Below are 15,688 nucleotides of genomic sequence, written 5' to 3'. Positions count from 1 at the left end.
TGGTCCTGTCGTCCCCGCGTGCCACGATCGCTGCCGTGTCACGCTGGGACGACGCTCCGCTGGTGGGCCGGGCCGACGAGCTCGCCCGCCTGCTCGCGCACGTCGACCGCGCGGTCGCCGGGCGGACGTCGGCCGCCCTGCTCGCCGGTGACGCAGGCGTGGGCAAGACCCGCCTGCTCGACGAGCTGACCCGCCGGGCGGCGGCGCGCGGCGTGCGGGTGCTCACCGGGCACTGCGTCGACCTCGGCGACGTCGGCCTGCCCTACCTGCCCTTCGTCGACCTGCTGCGCCCGGTCGCCGCCGACCCGGACCTGGTGCCGACCGCGCGCGAGAACCCGGTGCTCGCCGGCCTGATCGCCGGCCGCCCCGGTGCCGTCGTGCCGGTGCGGCCCCCGGCCGAGGGGCAGGACCTCGGCAGTCCGCTGCCGCACCGGGCCGCTCCCCAGCCGGTCGACGACGGCCGCCTGCAGCTGTTCGAGTCCGTCGCCGGGCTGCTGTGCGAGCTGGCCACGACCGGCCCGCTCCTGCTGGTCCTCGAGGACGTGCACTGGGCCGACCGGTCGAGCCGGGACCTCCTGCGCTACCTCCTGGCCCGGTTGACCGACGAACCGGTCGCCGTCGTCGTCTCCTACCGGGCCGACGACCTGCACCGCCGGCACCCGCTCCGCCCGCTGCTGGCCGAGCTGGTGCGCCTGCCCGGTGTGGAGCGCGTCGATCTCCCGCCGCTGCCCGACGAGGCGCTGGGGGAGCTGGTGCGCGACTTCGCCGTCCGCACCGGCGGGCTCCCGCAGCACGCGATCGACGACGTCGTCGCGCGGGCGGAGGGGAACGCGTTCTACGCCGAGGAGCTGCTGGCCGCCGGCCTGCACGGCGAGCGGCTGCCGCTGGCGCTGGCCGACGTCCTCCTGGCGCGGGTGGAGCAGCGGTCACCCGCGGCGCAGCGCGTGCTGCGGGTGGCCGCCGTCGCCGGCCGGCGGGTGCGCCACGAGTTGGTCGCCGCGATCGGCGAGCTGACCTCCGACGAGCTGGACCGGGCGTTCGCCGAGGTCGTGCACCACCACCTGCTCGTGGTCTCCGACGACGGCCGCTACCGCTTCCGGCACGCGCTGCTGCGGGAGGCCGTCCTCGCCGATCTGCTGCCGGGCGAGCGGGTGCGGCTGCACGCAGCGATCGCCGGGTACCTGGCCGACCGCCCAGACGCCGGCACCGCGGCCGAGCGGGCGCACCACGCCCGGGGCAGCAACGACCTCCCGGGGGCGTTGCGCGCCTCCCTGGAGGCGGCCGCGGAGGCGTGCCGCGTGGGCGCCCCGGCCGAGCAGTTGCAGCACCTGGAGGGCGCGCTCGCACTGTGGTCCGCCGTGCCCGACGCCGCGGAGCGGGCCGGCCGCGACCAGGTGGCGCTGCTGACGGAGACGGCGGCCGCCGCGCGGACGGTGGGGGAGCTGCACCGCGCCGTCGCGCTGCTGCGCTCGGCACTGGAGGTGCTCGGCCCCGACGGCGACCCGGCCACGAGGGCCCGGGTGCACTACACGCTCGCCCAGGCGATGGTGCGGGTCGAGGACGTCGCCGGGGCGCACCGGCAGAGTGCCGCGGCGATGGCCCTGGTACCGGCGGAGCCGCCGTCGGAGGTGCGCACCTGGGCGGCGGCCACGTACGCGCGGCTCAGCTACGACGTCGGCGACGTGGCGGAGGCCGAGGCGGCGGCCGAGGAGGCGCTGGTCGCGGCCGACGCGCTGGGCCTCGACGGCGCCTGGTCCGACATCGCGGTCACCCAGGTCCGCTGCCGGCCGGGAGCCGGGCCGGTCGCGGCGCGCGCCCGGCTGGACGAGGCGCTGGCGCGGGCGGACCGGTCCGGCGACGTGGACGTCGCGATGCGGGTGCTGTTCAACCTCGCCACGGTGGCATTCGAGGCCGGCCGCATCGACGAGGCGCTGCGGTGGACCCGGCGCGGTACCCGGCGGGCCCGCGACCTGGGCGTCGAGTGGTCGTACTACCCGGCCGAGCTCCAGCACCTGGAGGTGACCGCGCTCTACATGGCCGGGGAGTGGGACGCCAGCCTGGCCGAGGCGGACCTGCTCGCCCGGGTGCCGGAGATGGCCGCGCACGTGCGTGCCGACGCCCTGCTCGTCCTGGTCGGGCGGGGGGAGCCGGCCGCGCGCGAGCGCATCGACTGGGCCCGCGGGCTCATCCCGCGGCTGCGCGAGCACGTGCTGCTGGGCCTGGTCACCGCCGCGTCGGAGGTCGACCTCGCCGGCTGGGCGGGCGACCCGGTGACGGCGGCGGCGGTCGCCGGCGAGGCGTGCCGGCGGCTGCGGGAGCAGTGGCCGGAGGACCACCTGGCCGTGCTGCGCATCGTCGCCGGTGCGCTGGGGCCGGTGGGCGACGCGGCGGCGGCGGCCCGTCTCGTGGGCGACGCGGCCGCCGCCGATCACTGGGTCCCGACCGGCGCCGCGCTGGTCGACGCGGCGCGGTACGCCGCCGACGTCTACCGGCGGAAGGTGGCGGCCGCGCTGCAGGTCGAGGCGGCGGCGTGGCTGGCGCGGGTGGAGGCGGAGGAGGCGCGGCTGCACGGGCGGGCCGAGCCCGAGCTGTGGCGAGCGGCCGTCGCGGCGTTCGACCCCTGGCACGTGTACGAACTGGCCCGGTCCCGGTGGCGGCTGGCCGAGGCGCTCCTGGCCGTCGACGACCGGGCGGGCGCAGTCGAGCAGGCGCGTGCCGCGCACGAGGTGGCCGTCCGGTTGGGCGCCCGGCCGCTCCGCGAGGCGGTGGAGGCGCTCGCCCGGCGGGGCCGGCTCGACGTCGCCGGGGTCCGGACGCCGGAGATCTCCGCCGTCCTCACCCCGCGGGAGGCGGAGGTGCTCGGCCTGCTCGCTCAGGGCCGTACCAACCGGCAGATCGGCGCGGAGCTCTACATCAGCGAGAAGACCGCGAGCGTGCACGTCAGCAACATCCTGGCCAAGCTCGGCGCGAACGGCCGCACGGAGGCCGTCGCCCTCGCCGCTGCCCGCGGTCTGTTCGCGCCCTGACACGCCGCTCGCGGCGGCTCAGTCGCGGTGGCGGACGATGTTGATCACCGTGCCGTCCGGTGCCCGGACGAAGAACCGGCGCACGCCCCACGGTTCCGTGGTGAGGGGATGCACGATCTCGTAGCCGAGTTCCTGCGCTTCGGCGTAGGCGGCCTCGACGTCGTCCGTCTGCACGGAGATGGCGGGGACCTCGGGCGCAGAGGCGTCGCGGCTCACCAGCTGGAGGTTCGCACCGGTGTCCGGGGAGGTGAAGCGGGCCACCCAGCCCAGGTTGAACTCCTCGGTGCCGAGGCCGAGGTAGTCGGTGTAGAAGCCCTTCGCCGCCTCGACGTCCGCCACCGGGAGGTCGGCGATGATGCGGGTGACGCGCATGGGGCCTCCTGCAGGCTGGTCCGCCGATCCTGGCCCCAGGGCCGTGAGCGTGTCCATCCCCGGCCCGGACGCAATGGGTCCCGCCGGAGCGCTCAGAGCATGGTGCGGAGGCGCTCGCGGCGGGCGCGGAGGACGTCCACCGAAGCCGACGCCGACGGCGGGCCGGGCACCGACTGGCGCAGCTGGGTGTGCACCACGGCCTGCGGCTGCGAGGTCCGCGCCGCCACCCGGTTGACCAGGCGGTTGATCTCCCGGCGCAGCTCCGCGGCGTCCCGCCACGAGCGGCCGGCGTCGTCCTCGTCGGGGTGGTCCTCGACGACCATGAAGTCGTCGTCGTTCCGGTGGCTCTGCGCGATGCGGATCCGCAGCTCGTCGTCCCGCTTGGCCAGCAGCGACGCGGTCTGCTCGGGGGTGAGCAGGCCGGGGATGCCGAGGAAGTCCTCCTCCTCGGGGGCGACCAGCGCGGGGCGGCCCTCACCGGTGTGCGCCGTCCCGCTGCTCAGCACGTGGGCGAAGCGGGCGTCGGCCTCCAGCGCCTCCCACTGCTTCATCTCGCCCTCCTTCGGCTCCCGCGGCGGCAGGTCGAGCGCCTCGAGCTCCTCGTCGGGCTGGGTCCGCGGCGGCGGCATGACGTGGTTGCGCTGCTCCTCCATGGAGGCGGCCAGCGACAGCAGCGGCCGGACGGCGGGGAGGAACACCGTCGCCGACTCGTGCGGCGAGCGGGAGCGGACCACGCGGCCGACGGCCTGGGCGAAGAACAGCGGCGTCCGGTACGAGGTCATCCACGCGAGGACGGCGGCACGGGGGACGTCGACGCCCTCGGAGATCATGCGCACGCAGACGGCGATCCGCGCGGACCCGGTGGCGAAGCGCTCGATCTTCTTCGACGCCTTGGGGTCGTCCGAGAGGATCAGCTCCGGCGCCTTCCCGGTGACCCGCCGCACGATCTTGGCGTAGTCGCGGGCGTCGTCCTGGTCGCTGGCGAGGATCAGCCCGGCGGCGTCGGGCATGCCGCCCTCCTCGCGCAGGTGGGTGATCCGGTCGTCCATCGCGGCGATGACGTGCGGCACCCACTGGCCCTTGGGGTCCAGGGCGGTGCGCCAGGCCTGCATCTCCACCGACTTGGTGCCGGCCTCCGACAGCGACGCGGCGACCACCTCGCCGGCGGAGTTCCGCCAGCGCGAGGTGCCGGTGTAGGCGGCGAAGACGACGGGGCGGACGACGTTGTCGGCGAGCGCCTCCTTGTAGCCGTAGGTGTAGTCGGCGCGGCTGACCAGGCCGCCGGCCTCGCCCTCGAAGGTGTCCTCCTCGTAGCGGACGAAGGGGATGCGCTCGTCGGGCTTGGTGCGGAACGGCGTCCCGGTCAGGCACAGCCGGCGCGCGGCCATGCCGTAGGCCTCCTCGACCGCCTCGCCCCAGGAGAGGCCGTCACCGGCGTGGTGCACCTCGTCGAGGATCACCAGCGACTTGACGGCCGTGGACCGCGCGGCGTGCAGCATCGGCTTGCCCGCCACCTGCGCGTAGGTGGTGACGTAGCCCTGGGTGCCGGCGCGCACCGGTCCGACGGCGTTGGTCAGGTTCGGGTCGAGGACGATGCCCATGGCGTCGGCGGCCTCGGCCCACTGCAGGCGCAGGTGGTCGGTGGGGGCGACGACGACCACGCGGGCGACCTCCCGCCGCGACAGCAGCCGGGCGGCCAGCGTCAGGGCGAAGGTCGTCTTCCCGGCGCCCGGCGTAGCGGTGACCAGGAAGTCCTTGGGGGAGGCCTCCTCGTACTGGCCGAGGGCGGCCTGCTGCCATGCCCGGAGCGGTCGGCTGGTCGTCTGCGGGGCCCGGGCCGCCGCTGCTGCTGCAGTCGCCATGTCGAGGACATCTTCGCTGCCGCGGCGCCGACACGCCCAACGGCCCCCTCCCGCGCGCCACCGCCGCCGGAACGTATGGCGAGCGGTGGCCACGCCGCTGACCAGCACGTTCACCGACCGTCGCCGACGCTGTGGGAAGAGTCATGCCCGTGCCGGACCGACCCGTCACGCCCCGCCGGTCACGCCCGCCGCAGGAGTCAGGGGAGCCCCGGGAGGAGCTTGTCCAACGTCACCGGGAGGTCCCGCACCCGCACGCCGGTGGCGTGGTGGACGGCGTTGACGACGGCGGCAGCCGTGCCGGTGATGCCGATCTCCCCGATGCCCTTGGTGCCCATCGCGTTGACGTACGGGTCGTGCTCGTCGATCCACAGCGCCTCGATCTCGCCGACGTCGGCGTTGACCGTGATGTGGTACTCGGCGAGGTCGTGGTTGGCCACCTGGCCGAGCCGCGGGTCCCAGACGCTGTTCTCGTGCAGCGCCATCGACAGCCCCATCGTCATGCCGCCGATGAGCTGCGACCGGGCGGTGCGCGGGTTGACCACCCGGCCGACCCCGAAGACGCCGAGCAGCCGCGGCACCCGGATCTCGCCGGTGTCGGCGTTGACCCGTGCCTCGACGAACTGCGCGCCGAACGCGTACGGCGCGTGGGTGTCGTCCTTCGCCGCCTGGTCGACGTCGCCGGAGATCTCGTCGCCGTCAGCCGGTGCACCGCCGAACTTGTCGCGGAACGCCCGGGCGGCCACCACCAGCGCCGAGCCCCAGGTGTTGGTCCCGGAGGAGCCGCCGGCCACGGACGCCGTCGGGTACCGGGTGTCGCCGATCCGCACCTCCACGTCGGCGACGTCGACGCCGAGGGTGTCGGCGGTGATCTGGGGCAGGATCGTCCACGCGCCGGTGCCGAGATCGGCGGCGCCGATCTCGGCGACGTAGCGGCCGTCCTCGTACCGCAGGTTCGCCGTCGAGGTGGCCTGCCGCATCGTCGGGTAGACCGACGACGCGACGCCGTACCCGACGAGCCAGTCGCCCTCCCGACCGCCGCCCGGGCCGCGGCGCTCCCAGCCGAACCGCTCGGCGCCCTCGCGCAGGCAGCGCACCAGGTTCCGGCTCGACCACGGCTTCTTCGTCTCCGGGTCGACCTCGGGCTCGTTGCGGATCCGCAGCTCCACCGGGTCGATGCCGAGCTCCTCGGCGAGCTCGTCCATCGCGACCTCGGGGCCGAACATGCCGGGGCACTCGCCGGGGGCGCGGAACCACGAGGGCACGGGGACGTCGAGGGCGGCCAGCCGGTGGGTCGAGCGCCGGTTCGGGGCGGCGTACATCATCCGGGTGGGGACGCCGGTCTGCTCCGCGTACTCCTTGATCCGCGAGGTCTGCTCGACCACGTCGATCGCGATGGCCTGCAGTCGGCCGCGCCGGTCAGCGGCCAGCTGCATCGTCTGGATCGTCGGCGTGCGGTAGCCGGCGAGGAAGAACATCTGCTGGCGCGTCAGCGCCAGCTTCACCGGGCGGCCGGGCAGCGCCCGGGCGGCGAGCGCGGCGAGCATGACGTTCGCGTGCGGCCGTCCCTTGGAGCCGAACCCGCCGCCCACGTACGGGCAGACCACCCGCACCTGATCCTGGTCCAGGCCGAAGACCTCGCAGACCGCGGCGCGGTCGGGGTGCACGCCCTGGGTCGAGTCCCACAGCGTCAGGAACTGTGCGTCCGCGTCCCAGAGCGCCGTCGTCGCGTGCGGCTCCAGCGGGTTGTTGTGGTACATCGCGGTGGAGTACGTGCGCTCCAGCGTCACCCCGCCGTCCCGCAGGGCCTCGGCCATCGCGGCGGCGACGTCGCCCTCGGCGGTGTCGGTCTCGTGGCCGGCGTTGACCTTCTCCGGCGCGTAGAGGTCGTCCCGGTCGATCGCCAGCGCCGAGTCGTGCTCCTGCTCGGCGTAGGTGACCCCGATGGCGTCGGCGGCCTGCCGGGCCACCTCCGAGGTCTCGGCGATCACCACGCCGATCAGCTGCCCGCGGAACGCCACCTCGGGGCTCTGCAGGACGGCGTACTCGGCGTCCTCGGAGCTCGCCAGCCGCTCGGCGTCGAACGGGGTGACGATCCTCAGCACGCCGTCCAGCGCCTCGGCCGCCGCGGTGTCCATGGCCGTCACCCGGCCGCGGGCGATCGTGGCCTGGACGGGGTGGCAGTAGGCGGGGTTCTCCACCGGCGTCTCGTAGGCGTAGGTCGCGGTGCCCCGCACCTTGACCTCGCCGTCCCGGCGGACCAGGCCCTGACCGATCGCGCGCGGCTCCAGCAGGTCGGTCATGACTGCTCCTCCGGGACGAGGGTGCGCAGGGTGGCGGCGACGGTGCGGGCGACGAGCGGGATCTTGAAGCCGTTGCCGCCCTCGACCCCGGGCTGCGGCTGGGCCGTGGCCAGTTCGGCGTCCATCGCGGCGCGCACGGTGTGCTCGGTGAGCGGCCCGCCGCGGAGGATCTCCTCGGCGCGGGATGCCCGCCACGGCTTGTGCGCGACGCCGCCGAGGGCGATCCGGACGTCGCCGTCGTGCACCACGGCCGCGACGCTGACCAGCGCGAAGGCGTAGGACGCGCGGTCGCGCACCTTGCGGTAGGCGCTCCGGGTCCCCGCGGGCAGCGGCGGCAGGTCGATCGCGGTGATCAGCTCGCCGTGCTCGAGCACGGTGTCCCGCGAGGGGTCGTCGCCGGGCAGCCGGTGCAGCTCGGGGAACGGGATGGCCCGGACGCCGGCCGGGCCGAGGGTGTGCACCTGCGCGTCGAGCGCCGCGAGTGCGACGGCCATGTCGGAGGGGTGGGTGGCGATGCAGGTCTCCGGTGCCGTGGGGTCCGGCAGCGCACCCGGCGTCCCGAGGATCGCGTGGTAGCGGACGTAGCCGCCGACGGCGGAGCAGCCGGTGCCCGGCTCCCGCTTGTTGCACGGCGTCGTCACGTCCTGGAAGTACGGGCACCGGGTGCGCTGCAGGGGGTTGCCGCCGGTCGTCGCCATGTTGCGCAGCTGCCCGGTCGCGCCGGCCAGCAGCGCCTGGGCGAGCACCGGGTAGCGCTCGCGGATCCGCCGGTCGGCGGCCACCTCGCTGTTGGTGCTGGCGGCCCCCAGCCGCAGCCCGCCGTCGGGGAGGTCGGTGATCTCCCGGGAGGTCAGGGTCCGGACGTCGACGACCAGGTCGGGGCGGGCGACGCCCAGCCGGAGGTGGTCGACGAGGTTCGTGCCCCCGGCGAGGAAGACGGCGTTCGGGTCGGCGGCGACGTCCCGGACCGCCTCGGCGACGTCACTCGGCCGGGCGAAGGCGAACGGCTTCATGCCCCGGCCGCTTCCTGCACGGCGGGGGTGATGTTCACGTAGGCCGCGCAGCGGCACAGGTTGCCGCTCATCCGCTCGGCGACCTCGTCGTGCGTCATCTCGGGGTCAGCGGTGAGGTCCTCGGTGACGTGGCTTGGCCACCCCTTCCCGAACTCCTCGATCACGCCCACCGCCGAGCAGACCTGCCCCGGCGTGCAGTAGCCGCACTGGAAGGCGTCCCGCTCGAGGAACGCGCGCTGCACCGGGTGCAGCTCGCCGTCGCGGGCCAGCCCGTCGGCCGTGGTGATCTCCGCGCCGTCGTGCGCGACCGCGAGCGCGAGGCAGGACAGCGCCCGCTGCCCGTCCAGCAGGATCGTGCAGGCCCCGCACTGACCGTGGTCGCAGCCCTTCTTCGGGCTGGTGTTGCCCAGCCGCTCGCGCAGCGCGTCGAGCAGCGAGGTGCGGGTGTCGACGGTCAGCCGGCGGGTCTCGCCGTCGACCCGCAGGGTGATGTCCGCGTCCATGGCCCGCCGGTGCCCGGTCCGGTCGGCGCCCAACCACCGGGGTGTGGCGGACGGCGTCCTGCGAGGCTGCTCCGGTGACCGCCGCGCCCGACCTCCGCTGGTACTGCTCCCCGGGGGAGGTGCCCGCGGCGCTGCCGAGGGAACTCACCACGTGCTGGCGGGACGTGGCGAACGCCGGGGGAGCGGTGGGGTTCGCCCAGCGGCTCCCGGTGGCCGACGACGTCGTCCGTCCCGTGGTCGACGAGCTCGTCCGCGCGCTGGACGCGCGGCTGCGCCGGCTCCTGGTGGCCACCCGCGACGGGGAGCTGGCCGGCTGGCTCGTGCTCACCGGCAACGCCGATCCGGTGGTCGCCCACTGGGGCCGGGTGACCCACGTGCAGACGGCGCTGCCCGCGCGTGGTTCCGGGGTGGGCGGCGCGCTCGTGACCGAGGTCGCCCGGGCGGCCAGGGACGACCTCGGGCTGGACGCGCTCCGGCTGGAGGTGCGCGGCGGGATGGGGCTGGAGGACTTCTACGCGCGCTACGGCTGGGTGGTCACGGGCTGCTGGCCCGGGGCGCTGCAGATCACCGCCGACGACCGGCGCGACGAGGTGCTGATGGGGTTGCGGCTCGGCACGGCCTGAGCTCGCCCGCCCGTGCTTCAGCCCAGCGGCCCGAGCCTGCCCGGGTGGGATCGTGGGAACTGTCGGTAGTCGAACGTATGTTCGATACATGACGGACGCCGCCTCGACGACCAGCGCACCAGCCGGTGCGCCGGCGGCCGGCTGGGCGTCCGGGCCGCTCGGCGCGGTGCAGGCCGCCGGCCGGGAGATCGCCCGCCAGACCGCCCTGCGCGCGCGGGCGGTCGCGGAGTTCGCCGCCACGCGGCCCGCGTCGGCCGACCGGCCGCCGGGCGAACCGGGGGCCATGAGCGCCGAGCGCCGGGCCGCACGGCCGGAGGTCCTGGCCGACGTCAGCGAGTGGGCGGCCCAGGAACTGGTCGTCGCGTTGGAGATCTCGTCGCAGGCGGCCGAGGCGCTGCTCGCCCGCTCGCTCACCCTCGTGCACCGGCTGCCGCGCACGCTCGACGCCCTGGAGGCGGGCGCGATCCACGACGGGCACCTGTGGCCGATGCTGGGCACGGTCGCGCCGATCGCCGACGCGAAGGTCCGTGCCGAGGTCGAGTCCGAGGTGCTCGCGTGGGCCGTCGGGCGGGTCACCACGCCGGCGCAGCTGGGGGACAAGGCACGCCGGGTGGTGCTGCGCCGGGATGCCCGGGACGTCGCCGGCCGGCTGGCCCGGGCGCTCCGCCGCCGCGGGGTCTCCGTGCGCCCCGATCCCGAGGACGGGATGGCGGTGCTCAGCGCACTGCTCACCGTGCCGGAGGCGCAGGCGTTGCTGGACGCGCTCGGCCGGTACGCCGACGCCCTCGAGACCCGTCCGGACGACACGCGCACGCGGGGGCAGAAGATGGCCGACTGCCTGCTGGACCTGGTGCTGAGGCCCGGTGAGCACGACCACGCGCCGGTGCAGGCGCAGCTGACCGTGGTTGCCGGGGTGGGCACCGTGCTCGGTGGCGAGCAGCCGGGCGAGATCGGCGGTCAGGTGGTGCCCGCCGAGATGGTGCGAGCCCTGGCCCGGGCGCTGGGCCTGCTCCCCGAGGACACGTCACCGGTCGCCACCCTGACCGTGCCGAACCCCGCTGCTGCCCCGAACCCTCCCACGCCCGATCCCGGCCCCACCGCGGTCACCCCGGCGGACGCGGGACCGGATACCGCGCCGCGGCGCCGGTACTCCATGGAGGAGGAACTGGCCGACTGGTGGGCGGCCACCGAGGCGCTGGTGCTGCAGGAGTGGCGTGGCGAGCCAGACCCGCCACCGGAGGAGACGGAGCGCCACTGGGCCGAACAGGCACGGTTCGACTGCATGCCCACTGCCGTGGAGATGGGTGTGTTCGACGCGCCCCTGAATGGCGCCTCCTGGTCGGGCCACACGTTCTGGTCCGACGGAAAGCCCTGCCCGGACGACACGCCCCCGTCCGGCAGGACGCCGTGGCCCGACGACGAGTCCCCGTGCGCTGAGTCCCCGCATGCCGAGTCCTCGCGCGACTGGTCCCGGCGCGGTGAGTCCCGGATGGCCGGGGATGACGGCGCGGTGCACGACGGGTCCGTGGCACCACCCGGGTCCGCCGCCGGCACATGGGCGGAGGCCGACCGCGCCCTCGACGTCGCCGGCACGGCGCTGCTCGACCTGCAGCGAGCCGTGGGCCGGGCCGAGCGTGCCGTCATCGCCGCCCAGCGCGCCAGCACCGTCGACCAGCAGGCGTGGGAGCGCAGCCCGGCGGGCCGCGTCACCTCCGCCGACGACACGCTGGCAGCCCTCGCCGCCGCCACCGAGGCCCAGCGCACCGCCCTGGCCGACCTGCTGCAGGCGACCGGTGGCGGCGGACTGGTCGACCGCCCCCGGATCGCCGTCGTCGACGAGCTCACCGGCGCGCTGCTGGCCCTCACCGACGCCCGCGAGCTGCGCCGGCTCTCCACCTGCGGGGCCACCGCCTGCCGCCGGCACCCGGAGACCTGCACCCACGACCTGACCGGCCGGCCAGGCCTGGGCCCACCACCACCCGCCCGCGGATACCGCCCCGGCGCGGCGCTGGACCGCCACGTCCGCGCCCGCGACCGCCGCTGCCGGTTCCCCGGTTGCCGCCGTCCCGTGCCCTGCGGCGGCGAGCTGGACCATGACCGTCCGTACCCCGACGGCGAGACCAGCGCCGCCAACCTGGTGGGCTACTGCACGCCGCATCACCGGGGGAAGCACCAGGCGCCCGGTTGGCAGCACGAGCTGGCCGCCGACGGCACCCTCACGGTCACCACCCCGACCGGCCTGCTGGCGTGCACCTCACCGCCGCCGTTCTGAGGACGAGGTCAACGGCTACGACGGGTGAGGACGAGAGGACCGCCCCGGTCGGGAGCGAAGACGGCCCTGGTCCCGTCGTCGACCCACCAGACGGACCGGTCGTCCGCGTCGGCCTGCTCATCTCCGGGCAGTGCCGTGTCTCCGGGCAGGGACGTGCGCTCCTCCGCAGGCTCGCGTCTGCGCCAACCGGACCACCGTTGCGAGCGCCACACCGAACCGTCGTCCAGCCGGACCACGAGGCCGGCACCGTGGAACTCGACGTCCGCGCGGACCCGCTGCCACGGTCGACTCCAGAGCAGCCGCTCGATGACGAGCCCTCGCACCGAGCGGTGGCCGGCCAGCCAGAGGATCCCGAGCCCGCCCACCAGGGCCAACACCATGAGCAGGACCGACCACGAAGGTTGGTTGTCCTGGTCGTCGATCGTCATCCGGCCCGGATCGGCCGCATCGTAGTAGACCGTGACGGTCTGGTCCTCCGAGTAAAGGTCGGTGGAGTCGCCCAGTGCCACCGTCCCATATCTCTCCACGCCATCGACCGTGTAGCGGACGAGCGCGGTCCCCGTCGTGAGAGCTCGGCCGGGACGGACCTCTTCGACGGTGCCGGCCGCCTGCACCCCGGACTCGCGCAGCTCCGCACTCTGGTCGAAGACGACGCTCGTACCCACGACGAAGCCCGTGATCGACAGGATCCCCACCGCGAAGAACGCCGCGGTCCAGCGGCGGCTGCTGGCGAGGGCCCGGTTCGTCGCAGCGGCCTCGGCAGCACACGGCGATGCCTCCGCCGTCCCCGGTGACGATGGCGACGCCAGATCGCGGCGCCACCGCACGGCACGTCTCCGCACGAACAGCAGCCGCACCCCGCCGAGCCCGCACAGCGGAATCCCTACGACGAGCGTCTCGAGGACGAAGTCGCCAGGTGTGATGGCCTCCTCGGGGAAGGGCCAGCCGGAGACGAGGACGTCGATCGTGCTGCCCGTCGACTCGTCGGAGCAGCTGGCTTCACCGCTGTGCTGTCGACCGGGGTCGTCTTCCCACACCACGTCGCAGAAGCCGTCGCCGCTCCCGCCGGTGACCGTCGCCGTCGCCGAGTACCCGGTGACGGCCATGACGACGTAGAGGCCGACGTAGAGGGCCCCGGTCACGACGGCGGCGATCGAGGCCCAGCCGCGGGGCGGCCTGCGCCGGACGGGCGGCGGTTCGGGAGCGGCGGTGCCGGCCGGCGCGCCCGCTGCCAGCAGGCGGGCCAGTTCGACGGCATCGGTGGTGCGAAGGCGCAACTGCACCGGGTCTCCGTCGCGGAGGTCCAGGAGCAGATCGGCCGACCCGTCCGGGCCATCGGCGAGTACCGAGGAGGCGACCAGCGATGCACCGGTCAGGTCGACGTGCTCACCGAATCGGCGCCAGGTCGGCCGCACGGTCGACAAGTCGAGCCGACCCCGTCGCAGCCGGCCGTACCCGTAGGCCAGCCGAGCGCGGCAGCCGGCTACCGCGGGTGTCGAGGTTCCCCGGCGGAGGAATTGCACCCCCGTGTGATCGGCGCGTCGTCACCCGACTGAAGCCCACCGCCCTACTGAGGGGCGGACGCCGCTACGGTCCGGCCGCATGACGCGGTTCGTGATCGACGCGCCCACGCTGCTGCACCTGGTGGCCGAGGGCATCCCCGTGGCGCCCGGCCACCAGCTGGTCGCACCGCAGGTCGTGCGCTCGCAGGCGCTCGACCTGCTGTTCGCCGCCGTCCGCCGGGGTGACCTGACCGAGCGCGAGGCCCTGGCGCAGCACGACGCGATGACCCGCGTGAAGATCCGCTCGCTGGGCGACCGCGTCTCCCGTCAGGTGGCCTGGGCGATCGCCCGCGAGCACGGCCTGGACTCGACGACCGGCGCCGAGTACCTGGCCGTCACCCGGTTGCAGGCCGACCTCTTCGTCTCCGTCGACCCGGCCGTCCGGTCGCGCGCCGAGGGGATCGTCCCGGTTGGCTCGGTCGACCAGCTGGCGGCGCCGTGATCAGTCCGCGGGCTCGTCCACCCAGTCGGGGCCGTTGACCTCGCCCGGGCCGGCCAGGTCGGCGGCGTCGACGATCGTGTACGCGTAGCCCTGCTCGGCGAGGAACCGCTGCCGGTGCGCGGCGTACTCGCTGTCGAGGGTGTCCCGGCTGACCACCGTGTAGAAGTGCGCCTGCCGGCCGTCGGCCTTGGGCCGCAGCACCCGGCCGAGCCGCTGGGCCTCCTCCTGCCGCGAGCCGAACGTCCCGGACACCTGCACGGCGACCGCGGCCTCGGGCAGGTCGATGGAGAAGTTGGCGACCTTCGAGACGACGAGCGTCTTGATCTCCCCGATGCGGAACGCCTGGAACAGCCGCTCCCGCTCCTTGTTCGTCGTCGACCCCTGGATCACCGGGGCGTCCAGCGCCTCGCCCAGCGCCTCCAGCTGGTCGAGGTAGGCGCCGATGACGAGCTTCTGCTCCTCGGGGTGCCGCTCCAGCACCCGGCGGATCACCGGCAGCTTCGACTGCGCGGTCGCCGCGATGCGGTACCGCTCCTCGGGCTCGGCGACCGCGTAGGTCATCCGCTCCTCGTCGTCGAGCGACACCCGCACCTCGATGCACTCGGCCGGCGCGATGTAGCCCTGCGCCTCGATGTCGCGCCACGGTGCGTCGTACCGCTTCGGCCCGATGAGCGAGAAGACGTCGTCCTCACGGCCGTCCTCGCGCACCAGGGTGGCGGTGAGGCCGAGCCGGCGACGGGACTGCAGGTCGGCGGTCAGCCGGAAGATCGGCGCCGGCAGCAGGTGCACCTCGTCGTAGACGATCAGGCCCCAGTCCTGCGCGTCGAACAGGTCCAGGTGCCGGTACTCGCCCTTCCGGCGGGTGGTGATGACCTGGTAGGTCGCGATGGTGACCGGCCGGATCTCCTTGCGCTCACCGGAGTACTCGCCGATCTCCTCCTCGGTCAGCGACGTCCGGGCGATCAGCTCGCGCTTCCACTGCCGCCCGGCGACGGTGTTGGTCACCAGGATCAGCGTGGTCGCCTTCGCCTCGGCCATGGCGGCGGCACCGACCAGCGTCTTGCCGGCACCGCAGGGCAGCACGACGACGCCCGAGCCGCCGGCCCAGAAACCGTCGACGGCCTCCTGCTGGTAGTCGCGCAGGTGCCAGTCGGCCTGGTCCAGCTCGATCGGGTGCGCCTGGCCGTCCACGTAGCCGGCGAGGTCCTCCGCCGGCCAGCCGACCTTGAGCAGCGCCTGCTTGAGCCGGCCGCGCTCGGACGGGTGCACGACGACGCTGTCGGAGTCGATCCGGGCGCCCAGCATCGGGGCGACCTTCTTCGAGCGGACGACCTCCTCGAGCACGGCGCGGTCCGAGGAGGTCAGCGTCAGGCCGTGCACGGGGTGGTTGGCCAGGGTCAGCCGGCCGAAGCGGTCCATGGTGTCGGCGACGTCGACCAGCAGCGCGTGCGGCACCGGGTAGCGGGAATACCGCACCAGGGCGTCGACGACCTGCTCGGCGTCGTGCCCGGCCGCCCGGGCGTTCCACAGCGCGAGCGGCGTCACCCGGTAGGTGTGCACGTGCTCCGGCGACCGCTCCAGCTCGGCGAACGGCGCGATCGCCGCCCGGCAGTCCCGGGCCTGCGGGTGGTCGACCTCGAGCAGCAGGGTCTTGTCCGACTGGACGATCAGCGGGCCGTCGCTCAACGCGTGGACTCCTCGGGGTTCGGGACG

At 74.8% G+C, this 15,688-nt stretch carries 11 protein-coding genes; 4 read left to right on the top strand and 7 right to left on the bottom strand.

Going from position 1 to position 15,688, the window contains the following annotated elements; translation table 11 throughout:
- Window positions 1-35: 35 nt before the first annotated feature.
- Window positions 36-3,026: a helix-turn-helix transcriptional regulator gene (locus tag ACI79T_RS03730; RefSeq protein WP_456608706.1), complete on the top strand. Its 2,991-nt coding sequence runs from the start codon at window positions 36-38 to the stop codon at window positions 3,024-3,026.
- An 18-nt stretch (window positions 3,027-3,044) separates the two neighbouring features.
- Here the strand turns inward: ACI79T_RS03730 and ACI79T_RS03725 are convergent, their stop codons facing one another.
- The 5 genes from ACI79T_RS03725 to ACI79T_RS03705 all read right to left on the bottom strand — a co-directional run bounded on the left by ACI79T_RS03725 (window position 3,045) and on the right by ACI79T_RS03705 (window position 9,076).
- Window positions 3,045-3,398 carry a VOC family protein gene (locus tag ACI79T_RS03725; RefSeq protein WP_456608705.1) on the bottom strand — a complete coding sequence of 118 codons (354 nt, stop codon included), beginning with the start codon at window positions 3,396-3,398 and terminating at the stop codon, window positions 3,045-3,047.
- A 92-nt stretch (window positions 3,399-3,490) separates the two neighbouring features.
- Complete coding sequence (locus ACI79T_RS03720) at window positions 3,491-5,260, bottom strand: DEAD/DEAH box helicase (RefSeq protein WP_456608704.1); 1,770 nt, start codon at window positions 5,258-5,260, stop codon at window positions 3,491-3,493.
- A 197-nt stretch (window positions 5,261-5,457) separates the two neighbouring features.
- Window positions 5,458-7,560, bottom strand: coding sequence for a xanthine dehydrogenase family protein molybdopterin-binding subunit (locus ACI79T_RS03715; protein ID WP_456608703.1), 2,103 nt, complete (start codon window positions 7,558-7,560; stop codon window positions 5,458-5,460).
- Entirely contained in the window at window positions 7,557-8,573 is a 1,017-nt protein-coding gene (locus tag ACI79T_RS03710) for an FAD binding domain-containing protein (protein ID WP_456608702.1), read from the bottom strand. Before ACI79T_RS03710 ends, ACI79T_RS03715 begins: the two co-directional genes overlap by 4 nt.
- Window positions 8,570-9,076, bottom strand: coding sequence for a 2Fe-2S iron-sulfur cluster-binding protein (locus ACI79T_RS03705; protein ID WP_456608701.1), 507 nt, complete (start codon window positions 9,074-9,076; stop codon window positions 8,570-8,572). Before ACI79T_RS03705 ends, ACI79T_RS03710 begins: the two co-directional genes overlap by 4 nt.
- Window positions 9,077-9,150: 74 nt before the next feature.
- Here ACI79T_RS03705 and ACI79T_RS03700 point away from each other — a divergent pair, with 74 nt between their 5' ends.
- A complete protein-coding gene (locus ACI79T_RS03700) occupies window positions 9,151-9,699 on the top strand; it encodes an N-acetyltransferase family protein (protein ID WP_456608700.1) in 549 nt (182 codons plus the stop codon).
- Between the two features lie 88 nt (window positions 9,700-9,787).
- The gene (locus tag ACI79T_RS03695; protein ID WP_456608699.1) at window positions 9,788-11,971 is read left to right on the top strand and encodes a DUF222 domain-containing protein; all 2,184 of its coding nucleotides are present in this window, start codon (window positions 9,788-9,790) and stop codon (window positions 11,969-11,971) included.
- An 8-nt stretch (window positions 11,972-11,979) separates the two neighbouring features.
- Here ACI79T_RS03695 and ACI79T_RS03690 read toward each other — a convergent pair whose 3' ends face one another.
- A complete protein-coding gene (locus ACI79T_RS03690) occupies window positions 11,980-13,386 on the bottom strand; it encodes a DUF3592 domain-containing protein (RefSeq protein ID WP_456608698.1) in 1,407 nt (468 codons plus the stop codon).
- 187 nt (window positions 13,387-13,573) lie between these two features.
- Here ACI79T_RS03690 and ACI79T_RS03685 point away from each other — a divergent pair, with 187 nt between their 5' ends.
- Window positions 13,574-13,975, top strand: coding sequence for a hypothetical protein (locus ACI79T_RS03685; protein WP_456608697.1), 402 nt, complete (start codon window positions 13,574-13,576; stop codon window positions 13,973-13,975).
- On the opposite strand, the gene ACI79T_RS03680 is transcribed toward ACI79T_RS03685, so the two are convergent.
- Window positions 13,976-15,661 (bottom strand): DNA repair helicase XPB, encoded by a 1,686-nt coding sequence (locus ACI79T_RS03680; RefSeq protein ID WP_456608696.1) that lies wholly within the window; start codon window positions 15,659-15,661, stop codon window positions 13,976-13,978.
- Window positions 15,662-15,688: the final 27 nt, after the last annotated feature.

The organism is Blastococcus sp. SYSU DS0619, assembly GCF_054051035.1.
This window is presented reverse-complemented; position numbering and strand designations above follow the sequence as displayed.